The organism is Streptomyces sp. CBMA156 (assembly GCF_014596515.1).
Classification (GTDB): domain Bacteria; phylum Actinomycetota; class Actinomycetes; order Streptomycetales; family Streptomycetaceae; genus Kitasatospora.
In genome coordinates this window covers 1-13900 of sequence record NZ_MSJQ01000203.1, presented here as the reverse complement: position 1 = coordinate 13900, position 13900 = coordinate 1, and the positions used below count along the sequence as shown (strand labels likewise).

Genomic DNA, 13900 nt, shown 5'->3' with positions numbered 1-13900 from the left:
AGGCGGCCGGGTTCGGGCCGCGTTCCACGGCCTCCGGGCCGACCGCGAGGGCCAGCCGCGGGTACGTCCGCAGCAGCACGCCGAAGGCGACCACCGCCTGCTGGTGCGCCAGCGCCGCGCCGAGGCACCGGTGGGTGCCGTGGCCGAAGCCGAGGTGCGCCTCGTGGTGCCCCGGCCGGTCCGGCGTGCCCGCCCGGCAGACGTCCAGGCGCTCCGGCTCGGCGTAGGCCCGCGGGTCGTGGTTGGCCCCGGCCAGGATCGGCATCACCGCCTCGCCCCTGCGGATCAGGGTGCCGGCCAGGATGAGGTCCTCGGTGGCGTAGCGCGGCACTCCGCCGATGGTCGGGCCGCACCAGCGCATCAGCTCGTCGACGGCGGCGGGCAGCAGGCCCGGATCGGCGCGGACCGTCGCCAGCTGGTCCGGGTGGGCCAGCAGCGCGGCCGTGCCGTTGCCGATCAGGGTGGCGGTGGTCTCGTGGCCGGCCACGATCAGGTTGAGGATCAGCGAGACGGTCTCCACCGGGGCGAGGGTGTCGCCCTCCGCGGCGGCCAGCCGGGAGAGCAGGTCCTCGGCCGGTTCGGCGCGGCGGCGGCCGACCAGCTCGCGGGCGGCGGCCACCATCGCGCGCAGCGCACCGTCCAGGCCGGGCCCGGCGCCGCGGCCGAGGTAGGAGCTCCAGGTGCGCCACTGCGGGCGGTCGGCCTCGGGGATGCCGAGCAGTTCGCAGATCACGGTGACGGGCAGCGGGTAGGCGAAGTGCGCGACCAGGTCGACCACGCCGTCCGGGCCGGCCTGCTCGGGCAGCACCCTGGCGTACTCCTCCGCGAGCCGCTCGATCCTGGGCCGCAGGCGCTCCACCGCGCCGGCCGTGAAGGCGGGGTGGACCAGGCCGCGCATCCGGCGGTGCCGGGCGCCGTCCGCGCCGAAGACGCCGGCCCGCAGGTACTGGGCGCACTCGGGCGGCATGCCGCGGGCGCGCCAGACCTGCTCGGTGCGGTGCGCGGGGACGGGGGCGGCGGTCTCCTCCGTCGTGCCGGCGGGGCCGGTGGTGGTGTCCTGGGCGGGGCTGATGGCGGTGTCCTGGGCGGGGCCGTCGACGGCGTTCACCTCGTTGACGAAGCGCGGGTCGGAGAGCACGGTGCGGACGTCCTGGTAGCGGACGGCGATCCAGAACGGGTCCACGCCGGGGATGGTGGCGCGGGCGAGCGGGGCGCGCTCGCGCAGGTCGGCGAAGGCGGCGAAGGGGTCGCGGATCAGGTGTTCGGCACGCAGGTCGACGGTCTCGACCGGCTCGGCGGTGGTCACGGCTGCCTCCTCGGGGGGAGCGGAGTCCATCTGGTCACGGATCGTGACGGAATCGGGTGGCGGGCTCACCGGCTTCCGGGCTCGATTCACTCGATCGAGCACGGCGGGTCGTTTCCCCGGGACGCCGGGAGCCGCGCCTCCAGGAGCCGCACCTCCGGGACCCCTCTCCGGCCCGCGCGAGGACCCGGGCCGGGCGCGTGACATGCTCGGAGCCATGACCACCGCGCCCGTACCGCCCGTCGCCGACCTCCGCAACCCGATCGGCGCCCATGTGCCGGTGGCCGCCCGCGGCCTGGCCGGCACGGGTCTGGCGTACGCGCGCCGGGTCGGCGCGGAGACGGTGCAGGTGTTCGTGGCCAACCCGCGCGGCTGGGCCACTCCCCCGGGCAACCCGGCCCAGGACGAGGAGTTCCGCACCACCTGCGCCGACCAGGGCGTCCCGGCCTGGGTGCACGCCCCGTACCTGATCAACTTCGGCTCGGACAACCCGGCCACCCGCGAGCGCTCGGCCGACTCGCTGCGGCACTCGCTGCACCGCGGCCACGCCATCGGCGCGCTCGGCGTCGTCCTGCACACCGGCTCGGCGGTCGGCACCGCCCCCGGTGGCGGCTCACGGCGGGCCGAGGCGATGGCGCAGGTCCGGGCGGACGTCCGGCCGCTGCTGGACGAGCTGGACGCGCTGGGCGACGACGCGCCGTGGCTGCTGCTGGAGCCGACCGCGGGCCAGGGCAGCTCGCTCTGCTCGCGGCTGGAGGAGCTGGCCGAGTACGTGGAGGCGCTGGACCATCACCCGAAGGTGGGAGTCTGCCTGGACACCTGCCACGCCTTCGCCGCCGGGCACGACCTGGCGGAGCCCGGCGGGGTGACGGCCGCGCTGGACGCCCTGGCCGCCTCGGCCGGTCCCGGCCGGCTGCGGCTGATCCACGCCAACGACTCCGAGGACGTGGTCGGCGCCCGCAAGGACCGGCACGCCAACATCGGTGCCGGGATGATCGGCGCCGAGCCGTTCCGCGAGCTGTTCGAGCACCCGGAGACGGCCGGGGTGCCGCTGCTGGTGGAGACCCCGGACCGCAAGCACGGCGGGGACGGCACCGGGCACGCGATGGACATCACGGTGCTGAAGGAGCTGCGGGAGCGGGCCGCCGTCCGGGTCTGAGGCCGTGGGCGGCGGCGCCCGCCGGAACCTCGGCGGGCGAGCGCCCGCCGCCGGACAGCCGGGAGCCCGGGGGCCGACGGACGGCCTCCGGGCTCGGGGTACGGAGGGTCAGCAGCCGCAGTCGCTCTCGCCGTGCTCGGCGTAGTTGAACCAGTCGGCGTGCGGGCCGAACAGGCCGACGCCCGCGGAGCCGGACTGCAGGCTCTGCCCCTCCGACTGCGACGGAGTGGAGCCCCCCGCCATGGCCGAGGTCGGGACCGCCACCACGGCACCGGCCACGGCGACGATCACGGCGAGCTTGCGGATCTTCCCACGAAGCGACATCTGATGTCCTTTTGGTTCGTCTCTGGTCCTCAACCCGCGCCCCCGACCAGCCGGTCCGGCCGCCCGACGGGGCTGGGCGGCGCCCCACCGGGGAGGCGCCGCGCCCACGTTTGCACACGAACGCGCGGCTTCGGGCACGCGCCGCAACCGGGCTGAGGCATTCGGGTGAGGCAACTCCCCCGGCCGGACGAATCCGGGCGTACGCCCGTGAATCAGGTCGAACGGCCGGACGGAGGGCGCCGGACGAGTGCCCGTCCGGCCGCCCGGCGACCGCAAGTCTTGCGGTGACGGAGCGGGCGAACTGAACAAATCCCGTCGATTTGGTGCACAGGACGGCCCGGTCCGAGCATGAACGGTCGCTCCATGGCGCTCCACCGAGCGCGAGCAGCACCACGAAAGGCGCACCACCCTCATGCAGACCAGTCCCGCCGCACCCCGGCAGGCGACCCGTCCGAGCGGCCCGGACACCCCGGGGCCGGTCGGCTCCCCACCTGCCGGTCCCGCGCAGACCGGCTCCGCACAGACCGGCTCCGCACCGGCCGGTCCGACGCCGGAGCGGAGCGGCCGCCGTTTCGGGCCGGCGACCGCCACCGCCCTGGTGATGGGCAACATCATCGGCGGCGGCATCTTCATGATCCCGGCCGCGGTGGCGCCGTTCGGGACGGTCAGCCTGCTCGCCTTCGTGGTGCTCACCGTGGGCGCGATCGCGCTGGCCCTGGTCTTCGGGCAGCTGGCCCGCCGCAGCCCGCGCACCGGCGGACCGTACGTCTACGCCCGCGAGGCCTTCGGGGACTTCGCCGGCTTCCTGTCCGCCTGGTCGTACTGGATCACCACCTGGGTCAGCAACGCCGCGCTCGCCGTGGCCGCCGTCGGGTACCTGAACGTGCTGCTGCCGATGCACGGCTCCGTCCCGCTGGAGATCGCCGCCGCGCTGGCCTTCCAGTGGCTGCCGGCACTGGCCAACCTGGCCGGCAGCCGGTACGTCGGGGCGGTCCAACTCGTCTCGACCGTGCTGAAGTTCGTGCCGCTGCTGCTGGTCTCGGTGGGCGGTCTGTTCTTCTTCGACCCGAAGAACCTCGGGCCCTTCGACGGCACCGGCCAGGGCTGGGCGGGCGGCATGTCCGCCGCCGCCGCGATCCTGCTGTTCAGCTACCTGGGCGTGGAGTCGGCGGCGATGAGCGCCGGCCAGGTCCGCGACCCGGAGCGCAACGTCGGCCGGGCCAGCGTGCTCGGCACCACCGGTGCGGCGGTGGTCTACCTGCTCGGTACGGTCGCGGTGTTCGGCACCGTCGCGCACGATCGGCTGGTGCACTCCACCGCACCGTTCTCGGACGCCGTGGACGCCATGTTCGGCGGCACCTGGGGCGGCACGGTGATCGCCGTCGCCGCGCTGGTCTCGATGACCGGCGCCCTCAACGGCTGGACCCTGCTCTCCGCCCAGGCCCCGTACGCGGCCGCCAAGGACGGCCTGTTCCCGGCGGCCTTCGGCAAGGAGCGGCGCGGGGTGCCGGTCTTCGGCGTGCTGGTCGGCGTCTCGCTGGCCTCGGCGCTGACCGTGCTCAACTTCGCCAGCGGCGCGAAGGGCGCCTTCGACATGCTGGTGCTGGTCACCACGTTCACCGCCACCGTGCCGTACCTGCTCTCCACCGCCGCCCAGCTGTACTGGCTGGTGCGCGGGGCCGGCGACAAGGTCGACCGCCGACGGCTGGTGCGCGACGCCGTCCTCGGCCTGGGCGCCTTCGGCTTCTCGCTCTGGCTGCTCGCGGGGGCCGGCTACGCCGCCGTCTACCAGGGCGTCCTGTTCCTGTTCGCGGGCATCCTGGTCTACGTCTGGATGGCGGGCCGCCGCCGCGACTGAACCCCGGCGACAGCCGGGCGCTCTGGTGCAGGTCCGGCGAAACCCCGCCCGACCCCGCCGGACCCCTGTGAAACCAGGCAAAAACCCTGAACCCCCGTGACGTGCGCCGGACTTGTCCGGTGCACGTCCGATGTGCACGAGGATTTCACCTCCCGGGTCTACCCGCGTAGGCGACGGGCTCGACACACTGACGCACGCAACTCAGCAGTTCATCCGATCTGATGATGGAGCGTCCGCCATGGCCCCCACCACGCCCCTGCGCCGGTTCCTGTCCTGCATACCGGCCGCCGCCGCCCTCGCCGCCGCGACCGTCGTCGCGGCCGGCGCCCCCGCCCAGGCCGCCCTGCCGACCCCGATCTCCGCGGCCACCGCGCGGAGCTACCTCGCCGCGATGCCCGCCACCGCGGAGACCCACGGGGACACCTACGACCGGACCCTGTTCCCGGCCTGGATCACCATCAGCGGCACCTGCGACACCCGCGAGTGGATCGTCAAGCGGGACGGCAGCAACGTCGCCACCGACACCTCCTGCAAGGCCACCAGCGGCAGCTGGTCCTCGGCGTACGACGGCGTCACCACCACCAACGCCTCCTCCTTCGACGTGGACCACCTGGTGCCGCTCTCCGAGGCCTGGGCCTCCGGCGCCTGGTCCTGGACCACCGCCCAGCGCCAGGCCTTCGCCAACGACGTCACCCGCCCCCAGCTGCTGCTGGTCTCCGCGAGCAGCAACCGCTCCAAGGGCGACCGCGACCCGGCCGAGTGGCTCCCCCAGGCCTCCTACCGCTGCACCTACGCCCGCGCCTGGGTGCAGGTGAAGCAGTACTACGGCCTGAGCGTGGACAGCGCCGAGAAGAGCGCGCTCGGCGGCATCCTCAACGGCTGCTGAGCCCACCGCCCCTGCGGCCCGGCGCTCACCCCGCGCCGGGCCGCAGTGCCGGACCTTGGCGTACCACGCCGGGCCATGCCGTGCAGTGCCCGTACCCGGGCCGTGCGCACCGCACCGGTCAGTCGGTCGAGTCCGGCGGGAAGGCGACCGGGTAGGCCTCGGCGAAGTCGGCCGAGCGCGCCACCTCGCGCCATCTGGTGTCCTCGGCCAGGAGCCGCCGGTCCATCGCGATCGATCCCTCGGCGGCGTTGACCCCGAGCGGCAGGTGGTGCGGGATGTCGCGCCGCCTGGCCATCCCGACCAGGATCCCGGCGGCCCGGACCGGGTCGCCCGCCGCACCGTCCCCGCCCTGCCGCAGCCGCCGGTTCACGGCGCCGACCGTCTCGTCGTAGGCCTCGGGGACGTCGTGGACGACCATCGAGGAGCCCGCCCAGTCGGTGCGGAAGCCGCTGGGTTCGACGACCAGCACCCGCACACCGAACGGCGCGGTCTCGGCGCGCAGCACGCGGCTGAACCCGTCGATGGCGAACTTCGCCGCCTGGTACGACGCGATGCCGGGGGAACCGCCGACCCGGCCGCCCATCGAGGAGAACTGCACCACCAGCCCGCCCCGTTGCTCGCGCAGCAGCGGAATCGCGGCCTTGGTGACGTGGTAGACGCCCCAGAAGTTGGTCTCGAACTGAGCCCGGAAGTCGGCGTCCTCGGTGGTCTCGATCGGCGAGACGTTGGCGTAGCCGGCGTTGTTCACCAGCACGTCGATCCGGCCGAAGGCGGCCCGCGCCTCGGCGATGGCCGCGCGGGCGGCCGCCGGGTCGGTGACGTCCAGCGCGATCGGGCGGATCCGGTCGCCGAACTCCTCGACCAGGTCGGCCAGTTGCTCGGGGCGACGGGCGGTCGCCGCCACCCGGTCGCCGGCCTCCAGTGCGGCTCGGACGAGGGTGCGCCCGAAGCCTCGCGAACTGCCGGTGACGAACCAGACCTGCTCCCCGCCCGCTTCCATGCCGTGCTCCATGTCCGTGTTCCGCTCCGTGTTCTGCTCCATGCCGTTAGTAAAACACCGTTGCACTAATACCGCAACGCTGTTGCACTAATAGGGCAACGGCGTTGCCCTACCATGGGCGGGTGGATGCACCGGAGTTCCAGCGCGCACGCTCGCCCGAGGCCAAGCGACTCCGCGAGGCCGCGATCCTGACGGCGGCCCGGTCCCTCGGCCACGAGCGCGGCATCAGGGACGTCACCCTGACCGACATCGCCGCCGCGGTGGGGATGCACAAGTCGGCGCTGCTGCGGTACTTCGAGACCCGCGAGGAGATCTTCCTGCGCCTGACCGCCGAGGGCTGGGCGGAGTGGTCCCAGGCGCTGACCGCGCGGCTGCGGGAGACCGCGGAGCCGGGCCCGGCCGCCGTGGCCCGGGCGTTCGCCGCCACCCTCGCGGCCCGCGGGATGTTCTGCGACCTGCTCGCCCACGCACCGCTCAACCTCGAACGCAACGTCTCGCTCGACGCCGTACGCGAGTTCAAGCTCGCCACGCTCGCCGCCCGCGTTCCGATCGCCGCGGCCGTCCGCGAGCAGCTGCCCGCCCTCGACGAGCAGGACGTCGTCGACCTGGTCGCCACCGCCGTCTCGCTGGCCGGCGCCCTGTGGCAGATCGCGAACCCGGGCGCCGAGGTCGCCGCGCTCTACCGCGGCGACCCGCGGCTCGCCCACGCCGTCGTCGAGGTCGAACCCCGGCTCGCCCGCGTCCTCACCGCCACCGTCACCGGGCTGGTCGCGGGCCGGCCCGAACCGCGGCCCTGACCGGCCCCGGCCGCGCCCGGCGCGTGCGTTCCGGCGCGTGCGTTCCGGCTTGCGTTGCGGTGCACCCGGACGGCCCGTCCGACGGGCCGCACGGGGGATCCGACCCTACGGTGCGGCCAGGGGGTCATCCGAGCGGAAGGCTGTTGCTGGCATGGCTGGAAGATTCGAACTGTACGTGGACGAGGGCGGCATGCACCGGTTCCGGCTCAAGGCGAGCAACGGGACGGTCGTGGTGACCGGCGACCCGCAGGAGAGCAAGGACGACTGCCTGAAGAGCATCGAGTCCATCCGCAAACTCGCACCGTACGCGGAGCTCAAGGAGACCGCAGGGTCGCTGTGACGCCGAAGGTTCCCGGACGCGGGTCGGCGGTTCAAATCGCCGACCCGCGTTCGCCTCTATGACAGATCCCTTTGGCCGGACGCATGCCGGACCCGGACAGAACACTGGCATGCGCGTCGTCATCGTCACCGAATCCTTCCCGCCCGAGGTCAACGGAGTCGCCCACAGCGTGCTGCGGACGGCCGAGCACCTGGTCCGCCGGGGCCACCGGCCCCTTGTCGTCACCCCCGCGCCGGCGCGGGGCAGCGAGTGCCCGCCGGAGACCTTCGGCGGCGCCGCGGGCGAGATTCCCGTGGTGCACATTCCGTCGGTGCCGCTGCCGGGGTACCCGCAGGTGCGGATCGCGCTGCCCAGCCGGCAGCTGGCGGCCGCGATCGCCGGGCACCGGCCGGACCTCGTGCACCTGGCCAGCCCGTTCGTGCTCGGCGCGCGCGGGATGCAGGTCGCCGCACGGCTCGGGGTGCCCGCCGTGGCCGTCTACCAGACCGACCTGGCCGGCTACGCGCACGCCTACCGGGCCGGACGGGGACTCGGGGAGGCCGCCGCCTGGCGGCGGATCCGGGCCGTGCACCGCGCCGCCGCCCGTACCCTGGCGCCCTCCACTCCGGCCGCCCAGGACCTCACCGCGCACGGGGTGCCGCGGGTGCAGCTGTGGCCGCGCGGGGTGGACTCGGTGCGGTTCCACCCCCGGCACCGGGACGAGGCGCTGCACCGGGCGCTCGCGCCGGGCGGGGAGGTGCTGGTCGGGTACGTCGGCCGGCTGGCGCCGGAGAAGCGGGTCGATCTGCTGGCGGCGGCCTCGGCGCTGCCCGGGGTGCGGGTGGTCGTCGTCGGGGACGGCCCCTCGGCACCCGGGCTGAAGGCCTCGATGCCGGGCGCGGTGTTCCTCGGCCGGCGCACCGGTGACGAGCTGGCCCGCTGTTTCGCGACCCTGGACCTCTTCGTGCACACCGGCCCGCTGGAGACCTTCTGCCAGACCATCCAGGAGGCGATGGCCAGCGGCGTGCCGGTGATCGGCCCCGCGGCGGGCGGGCCGCTGGACCTGGTCGCGCATCACCGCACCGGCCTGCTGGTGCCGCCCCGGGACGGTGCGGCGGTGGCCAGGGCGGTGGCCGAGCTGGCCGCCGACCCGGCCAGGCGGGCCGCGTACGGGCGGGCCGGACGGGCCGAGGTGACCGCGCGCACCTGGGAGGCGGTCGGGGACCTGCTGCTGCGGCACTACGCGGAGGTGCTGGCGGAGCACCGCGGGCTGTCCTTGCCGTCCGCTCCCCCGGCGACGGTCGAGCCGGTGGCGCCCGCCCTGCCGGAGGAGCTGCCGGCATGACCTCCGTTCCCGGTGTCACCCCCGCTCACGACGGCGGGGCGCTGACGATCGTCCGGCTCGCCAACTTCGTCACCCCGGTCTCCGGCGGCCTGCGCACCGCGCTGCGCCACCTGGGCGCCGGGTACCGGGCGGCCGGGCACCGGTCGGTGCTGATCGTCCCCGGTGAGCGGCGCTCCGAGGAGGAGACCGAGCAGGGTGTGGTGGTCACCCTGCCAGGCCCGGTGCTGCCGGCCGGCGGCGGCTACCGGCTGCTCACCGACCGCCGGGCCGTGGCCGGCGAGCTGACCAGGTTCTCCCCGGACCGGCTGGAGGTGTCCGACCGCACCACACTGCGCTGGACGGGCGCCTGGGCCCGGCGGCACGGGGTGCGTTCGGTGATGGTCTCGCACGAGAGCGCCGCCGGGGTGCTGCGCACCTGGGGCGTGCCCGGTCCGCTGGCGGGTGCGGCGGCCGACCGGCTCAACGCGGCCACCGCCCGCGCCTACGACGCGGTGATCTGCACCACCGACTGGGCCGCGGCGGAGTTCCGCCGGATCGGCGTCCCGAACCTGGTCCGGGCCCCGCTCGGGGTGGACCTGGACACCATGCGGCCGCTGCCCGCCGCCGAACGGGCGGCCGAGCGGGCCCGCTACGCCGCCCCGGAGGAGACCCTGCTGGTGCTCTGCTCACGGCTCTCGGCGGAGAAGCGGCCCGAGCGGGCGATCGAGGCGCTGGGAGCGCTGCGGGCCGGGCGGCGGCCCGCCGTGCTGGTGGTGGCCGGGACCGGCCCGCTGCGGGAACGGCTGGCGGACCGGGCCGCACGGCTGCGGCTGCCGGTGCGCTTCCTCGGACACCTGGGCGGGCGCCCGGAACTGGCCCGACTGCTGGGGTGCGCGGACGTGGTGCTCGCGCCCGGCCCTGTGGAGACCTTCGGGCTGGCCGCGATGGAGGCGCTGGCCTGCGGGACTCCGGTGGTGGTCAGCCGCTCCTCCGCACTGCCCGCACTGGTCGGGCTCGCCGGCGTGGCAGCCGGCGACACGGGCGACGGATTCGCCTCCGCGGTGGGGCAGTTGCTGGGACGGCCGGAGGAGCTGCGGCGGGCCGCCGCCCGGGCGCGGGCCGAACGGTACGGCTGGCCGGCGGCGGTGGCGGCGTTCCTGGCGGCGCACGGCGCGCACGGCGTGCACGGCGGCGAGGCAGCGGGCGTAGGCGGGGACGCGGCGGCGGGCGTACGCGGGGGCGAGGCAGTGGACGGGCACAACGACGAGGCGGCGGCGGGGGGTCGGGATGAGCACGCTGGACGCCGGGCGTGACCGGGCGGCGGAGGAGCGTCCCACGGCGGGCGAGCTGCTGCGCTTCGTCGCGCTCGGGGACTCGTTGACGGAGGGGGTCGGGGACCAGGTCGGCGAGGTCCGGCGCGGCTGGGCCGCCGTCCTCGCCCACTCGCTGGCACCCGAGGGGCGGGGCGTCGAGTTCACCAACCTGGCGTACAGCGGGGCACTCACCACTGAACTGACGCATCGTCAGCTCGGTGCGGCGCTGGCACTGCGGCCCCAGCTGGCCGCGGTGGTGGTCGGCGGCAACGACACCCTGCGCACGGGCTTCGACATCCGGCGCACCACCCTGGAGCTGGACGCCACGATGGGTGAACTGTCCGGCCACGGCGCCAGGTTGCTCACCGCCTGCCTGCCCGATCCGGGCAGCCTGCTCCGGCTCCCGGCGCCGCTCGCCCGTCCGCTGGCGCGCCGGATGCGGGCGGTCAACACCGTGGTGCACACCCTCACCGCACGCCACCGGGCGGTGCACCTGCACCTCGCCGAACTGCCCTGGCTGACGGAGCGCCGGCTACTGAGCGTGGACCGCCTGCACCCCAGCGCCGAGGGCCACCACCTGATCGCCCGACGGTTCCACGACCTGCTCACCGAGGCCGGCCACCCGCTCGGCCCGCCGCCGGCCCCCGTCCCGGCGGAACCCCCGCCGCGCCTGGCCGCCGACCTCTGGTGGATGGCCACCCAGGGCACCCGCTGGCTCGCCGCCCGCAGCACCGACCTGTTGCCGGGCCTGCTCGCGCTCGCCGCCGCCGAGGCCCTCGCCCGCCTGCGCGGCGGGAGCGGGCGGCACGACGAGCAGATGGCGCGGGCGGCGGCGCAGGCACTGGCGGCGCTGGGGTGAGGCGGGTCGCGGACCGCCGGATCCGTTCCGGTCATCCGGGATGACTCCATCGGGGTAGCCGGGCCCACGGGTCCCCGATCGTGGCGGTGGAAGCTGCCCCGGGTGGGAACCATCGGGGTGGCCCGGATTGTCGTGTCCGGGGAGGACATGGCGGAGGGAGCCGGGGTGGAGAACGCGGGCGCGGTCGGCCGGGGGGTCCTGGCGGCGGCGGGGGTGCTGTTCCCGGACGGGGCGGGACGGGTGCTGGTGGTGCGGCTGCCGTACGACCGGAAGCATCCGGTGGCGATCCCGGGCGGCGGCTGGGAGCCGGAGGACCGGTCGCCCCGGGAGACGGCGCTGCGGGAGATCCGCGAGGAGCTGGGGTTCACACCCCGGCTGGGGCCGCTGGCCGGCGTGGACTGGGCGCTGCTGCGCGAGGGCGACCGGCCGATCGTCGCGTACGTGTACTGGGCCGAGCCGCTGACGGCGGAGCAGGTCGCGGCGTTCCGGCCGGACCGGGCGGAGGTCGGCGGCTGGACCTGGCTGACCGCGGAGGAGGCCGGGCACGCGCTGCCGCCCCGGCTGTCGCGCCGGGTGACGGCCTGCCTGCGGGCGGCGCGCGACGCCGGGCCGGTGGAGCTGGAGGACAGCCGGCCGGTCGGGCACACGCTCGGGTGGCTGCCCGCCGACGGGCCGGTGCCCGAGTACGTCGGACTGCCGGCCGCGCCGGGGCTGTCCCCGTCGACCGAGGAGCCACCCGAGCTGCCGATGGACCGGGAGACCTACTTCGCCACCCGGCCGCGGATCCGGGCCAAGGCGCGGGCGCTGTTCACCGATGCCGCCGGCCGGGTGCTGCTGGTCCGGCTGCGGCCGTGGGACGGGCCGCGCGGACGGACGCCGTACTGGACGCTGCCGGGCGGCGGGGTCGAGGCGGACCGGGAGATGCCCCGGGCGGCGGCCCGGCGGGAGATCCGCGAGGAGCTGGGCTGGGAGGCCGAACCCGGGCCGCTGCTGGTGCTGGACTGGCAGCCGGGCGCGGCGGCCGCCCCCGAGGCCGACCCGGCGACCGGCCGGGACACCGCCGTCCTGGTGTACGTGTTCGACGGGGGCACGGTGACGGAGCCGATGCTCGGTTCGATCGTGCTGCCGCCGGAGGAGCTGGTGGAGTGGCGGCTCTGCGCTCCGGACGAGGCGCGGACGCTGCTGACCGGCCCGTCCTGGGACCGTACGGCCGCCGCGCTGGCCGCCCGGGAACGGCCGGGCGGGCCGGTCGAGCTGGTGCGCGGGCGGGCCGTGGGACCGGACCTGCCACGGGAGTGACGGCGGGACGGACGCCGGGTGCGGCGCCCTGTCCGTCCCGGCGGCGCGTCAGACCTCCAGGTCGGCCTCGATCCGGCCGAGCTGGTGGCGGGCCATCGCGAGGTTGGCGCGCGACTTGTCCAGTGCGAGGTAGAGGAACAGGCCCTTGCCGGTGCGGCCGGTGAGCGGGCGGATCAGGTGGTACTGGCTGGTCAGGGTGATCAGGATGTCCTCGATCCCGTCCTGGAGGCCGAGCATGTCCATGGTGCGCATCTTGGCGCGCACCACGTCGGTGTTCCCGGCGGCGGCGACGTTGAGGTCCAGGCCGCCGGGGCCGTCGAGGGTGGCCAGCGCCATGCCGCTGTTGTAGTCCACCAGGGCCGCGCCGATGGCGCCCTCGATGCTGGTCATGGCCTGCTTGAGCGCGCCGGCTGCGTCGGTCATCTGGGTAACTCCCGTTCGGTGGTGAGGTGGTGAGGTGGTGGCTGGTTCGGGTGCCCGGTGCTGCGGAGCCGCGGTGGTGCGGCCCCGCCGCGGGCCGGTGGACGGCCCGGGTCAGACCGCGTCGCGCGGGTCCTTGGGCACGAGGGCGTCGCTGAGCAGCCCCGCGATGCGCTGTGCGCTGCGGCGGGCCTCCAGGTGCAGCCGGCCGACGTTGACGTCCGGGCGCGCCAGCAGGGTCAGCACGCAGCTGCCGCCGGCCGCGTAGGTGGCGACGTAGCCGTTCTCGCCGCGCACCAGAGACTCGCGGAACTCGCCCTGGCCCGTGGTGTCGGCGAGCCGTTGCGCCAGCGAGAGCGAGGCCGCCGTCATCGCGGCCAGGCCGGACGGTTCGGTGCCATGGGTGTCGTGCGCGACCAGCAGACCGTCCACGCTGGCGACGAGGCCGCCCGCGAGGTGCGGGACGCGGTGTTTGACGGCGCGCAGTTCGGCGAGCAACTCGGTCTCCAAGGCGATCAGTTGTCTCCTTCCGACACGCTGCTTGAGTGCCCGCCTCATGGCCGGGACGGCTGGGTCGCGGGCGGGGAGTGGGTCAAAGTCGGGCCTCCAGAAGGTCTCGGACCCGGGTCAGCAGGGCGATGTCCGGGTCGGGGACGGCGAGCGGGTGGGCCGCTGCCGTGGTGGGCGGGTGGGCGGAGTACGTGGGGGCGGCGGTCCCGCTGCCGGTTCCGGTGGGGTTCGAGGCGGGGGCTGCGGTGGGCGCTGCGGTGGCCGGGGCGTCTGCCGGTCCGTCGGCCGGTCCGTCGCCCCTGAGGCCGGCGCCGGCGAGTCCGGCGTCCCGGAGCGCGGCGCCGGGCACCCTGCGATGCAGCCCGCCGGGTGCCCGTCCGCCGGCGGCCGGTGGGGGCGCCACGGGGGCCCGGGTGGCCGGAACCGACCCCTCGGTGGCGGGAGCCCCGGCTGCTGGGACATCGACAGCCGGGGCCTCGGGCGGGCGCAGGGCGTCCAGCAGTCCGGCGGCGGCCAGCCGCCGGACGTC

Annotated in this window: 14 protein-coding genes and 1 pseudogene; 9 read left to right on the top strand and 6 right to left on the bottom strand. The window is 75.6% G+C overall.

Annotated elements, in window-relative coordinates; all coding sequences use genetic code 11:
- On the bottom strand, positions 1–1306 hold a 1306-nt coding region (locus BU198_RS43820), incomplete at its 3' end, for a cytochrome P450 (RefSeq protein ID WP_317620160.1).
- 214 nt (positions 1307–1520) lie between these two features.
- On the opposite strand from BU198_RS43820, the gene BU198_RS16855 reads away from it, so the two are divergent.
- Complete coding sequence (locus BU198_RS16855) at positions 1521–2462, top strand: deoxyribonuclease IV (RefSeq protein ID WP_223244496.1); 942 nt, start codon at positions 1521–1523, stop codon at positions 2460–2462.
- Between the two features lie 108 nt (positions 2463–2570).
- On the opposite strand, the gene BU198_RS16850 is transcribed toward BU198_RS16855, so the two are convergent.
- Positions 2571–2786 carry a hypothetical protein gene (locus BU198_RS16850; RefSeq protein ID WP_188297673.1) on the bottom strand — a complete coding sequence of 72 codons (216 nt, stop codon included), beginning with the start codon at positions 2784–2786 and terminating at the stop codon, positions 2571–2573.
- Between the two features lie 412 nt (positions 2787–3198).
- On the opposite strand from BU198_RS16850, the gene BU198_RS16845 reads away from it, so the two are divergent.
- Positions 3199–4644 carry an amino acid permease gene (locus BU198_RS16845; RefSeq protein ID WP_188297672.1) on the top strand — a complete coding sequence of 482 codons (1446 nt, stop codon included), beginning with the start codon at positions 3199–3201 and terminating at the stop codon, positions 4642–4644.
- A 238-nt stretch (positions 4645–4882) separates the two neighbouring features.
- The gene (locus tag BU198_RS16840) at positions 4883–5530 is read left to right on the top strand and encodes an HNH endonuclease family protein (protein WP_188297671.1); all 648 of its coding nucleotides are present in this window, start codon (positions 4883–4885) and stop codon (positions 5528–5530) included.
- 118 nt (positions 5531–5648) lie between these two features.
- On the opposite strand, the gene BU198_RS16835 is transcribed toward BU198_RS16840, so the two are convergent.
- Positions 5649–6530, bottom strand: coding sequence for an SDR family NAD(P)-dependent oxidoreductase (locus BU198_RS16835; protein WP_188297676.1), 882 nt, complete (start codon positions 6528–6530; stop codon positions 5649–5651).
- A gap of 122 nt (positions 6531–6652) precedes the next feature.
- On the opposite strand from BU198_RS16835, the gene BU198_RS16830 reads away from it, so the two are divergent.
- From BU198_RS16830 to BU198_RS16805, 6 genes are all read left to right on the top strand, one after another.
- Complete coding sequence (locus BU198_RS16830; protein WP_188297670.1) at positions 6653–7327, top strand: TetR/AcrR family transcriptional regulator; 675 nt, start codon at positions 6653–6655, stop codon at positions 7325–7327.
- Between the two features lie 151 nt (positions 7328–7478).
- Positions 7479–7667 (top strand): YegP family protein, encoded by a 189-nt coding sequence (locus BU198_RS16825; protein ID WP_188297669.1) that lies wholly within the window; start codon positions 7479–7481, stop codon positions 7665–7667.
- Positions 7668–7776: 109 nt separating this feature from the next.
- On the top strand, positions 7777–8991 hold the full coding sequence (locus tag BU198_RS16820; RefSeq protein WP_188297668.1) for a glycosyltransferase family 4 protein: 1215 nt from the start codon (positions 7777–7779) through the stop codon (positions 8989–8991).
- Positions 8988–10283 carry a glycosyltransferase gene (locus BU198_RS16815; RefSeq protein ID WP_188297667.1) on the top strand — a complete coding sequence of 432 codons (1296 nt, stop codon included), beginning with the start codon at positions 8988–8990 and terminating at the stop codon, positions 10281–10283. Before BU198_RS16820 ends, BU198_RS16815 begins: the two co-directional genes overlap by 4 nt.
- On the top strand, positions 10258–11142 hold the full coding sequence (locus BU198_RS16810; protein WP_188297666.1) for an SGNH/GDSL hydrolase family protein: 885 nt from the start codon (positions 10258–10260) through the stop codon (positions 11140–11142). Before BU198_RS16815 ends, BU198_RS16810 begins: the two co-directional genes overlap by 26 nt.
- Before the next feature lie 147 nt (positions 11143–11289).
- A complete protein-coding gene (locus tag BU198_RS16805; RefSeq protein ID WP_188297665.1) occupies positions 11290–12441 on the top strand; it encodes an NUDIX domain-containing protein in 1152 nt (383 codons plus the stop codon).
- A 48-nt stretch (positions 12442–12489) separates the two neighbouring features.
- Here BU198_RS16805 and BU198_RS16800 read toward each other — a convergent pair whose 3' ends face one another.
- The 3 genes and pseudogenes from BU198_RS16800 to BU198_RS16790 all read right to left on the bottom strand — a co-directional run.
- Entirely contained in the window at positions 12490–12864 is a 375-nt protein-coding gene (locus BU198_RS16800) for a hypothetical protein (RefSeq protein ID WP_188297664.1), read from the bottom strand.
- A 111-nt stretch (positions 12865–12975) separates the two neighbouring features.
- Complete coding sequence (locus BU198_RS16795; RefSeq protein WP_317620158.1) at positions 12976–13371, bottom strand: roadblock/LC7 domain-containing protein; 396 nt, start codon at positions 13369–13371, stop codon at positions 12976–12978.
- Between the two features lie 82 nt (positions 13372–13453).
- Positions 13454–13900: pseudogene (locus tag BU198_RS16790) on the bottom strand (hypothetical protein); the annotation flags it as partial.

What these genes read in the sequence shown, in the direction of transcription:
- BU198_RS16855 (WP_223244496.1), top strand. Translation starts at nt 1,521, where the DNA reads ATGACCACCGCGCCCGTACCGCCCGTCGCCGACCTCCGCAACCCGATC.
- BU198_RS16850 (WP_188297673.1), bottom strand. Translation starts at nt 2,786, where the DNA reads ATGTCGCTTCGTGGGAAGATCCGCAAGCTCGCCGTGATCGTCGCCGTG.
- BU198_RS16845 (WP_188297672.1), top strand. Translation starts at nt 3,199, where the DNA reads ATGCAGACCAGTCCCGCCGCACCCCGGCAGGCGACCCGTCCGAGCGGC.
- BU198_RS16840 (WP_188297671.1), top strand. Translation starts at nt 4,883, where the DNA reads ATGGCCCCCACCACGCCCCTGCGCCGGTTCCTGTCCTGCATACCGGCC.
- BU198_RS16835 (WP_188297676.1), bottom strand. Translation starts at nt 6,530, where the DNA reads ATGGAAGCGGGCGGGGAGCAGGTCTGGTTCGTCACCGGCAGTTCGCGA.
- BU198_RS16825 (WP_188297669.1), top strand. Translation starts at nt 7,479, where the DNA reads ATGGCTGGAAGATTCGAACTGTACGTGGACGAGGGCGGCATGCACCGG.
- BU198_RS16820 (WP_188297668.1), top strand. Translation starts at nt 7,777, where the DNA reads ATGCGCGTCGTCATCGTCACCGAATCCTTCCCGCCCGAGGTCAACGGA.
- BU198_RS16815 (WP_188297667.1), top strand. Translation starts at nt 8,988, where the DNA reads ATGACCTCCGTTCCCGGTGTCACCCCCGCTCACGACGGCGGGGCGCTG.
- BU198_RS16810 (WP_188297666.1), top strand. Translation starts at nt 10,258, where the DNA reads ATGAGCACGCTGGACGCCGGGCGTGACCGGGCGGCGGAGGAGCGTCCC.
- BU198_RS16805 (WP_188297665.1), top strand. Translation starts at nt 11,290, where the DNA reads ATGGCGGAGGGAGCCGGGGTGGAGAACGCGGGCGCGGTCGGCCGGGGG.
- BU198_RS16800 (WP_188297664.1), bottom strand. Translation starts at nt 12,864, where the DNA reads ATGACCGACGCAGCCGGCGCGCTCAAGCAGGCCATGACCAGCATCGAG.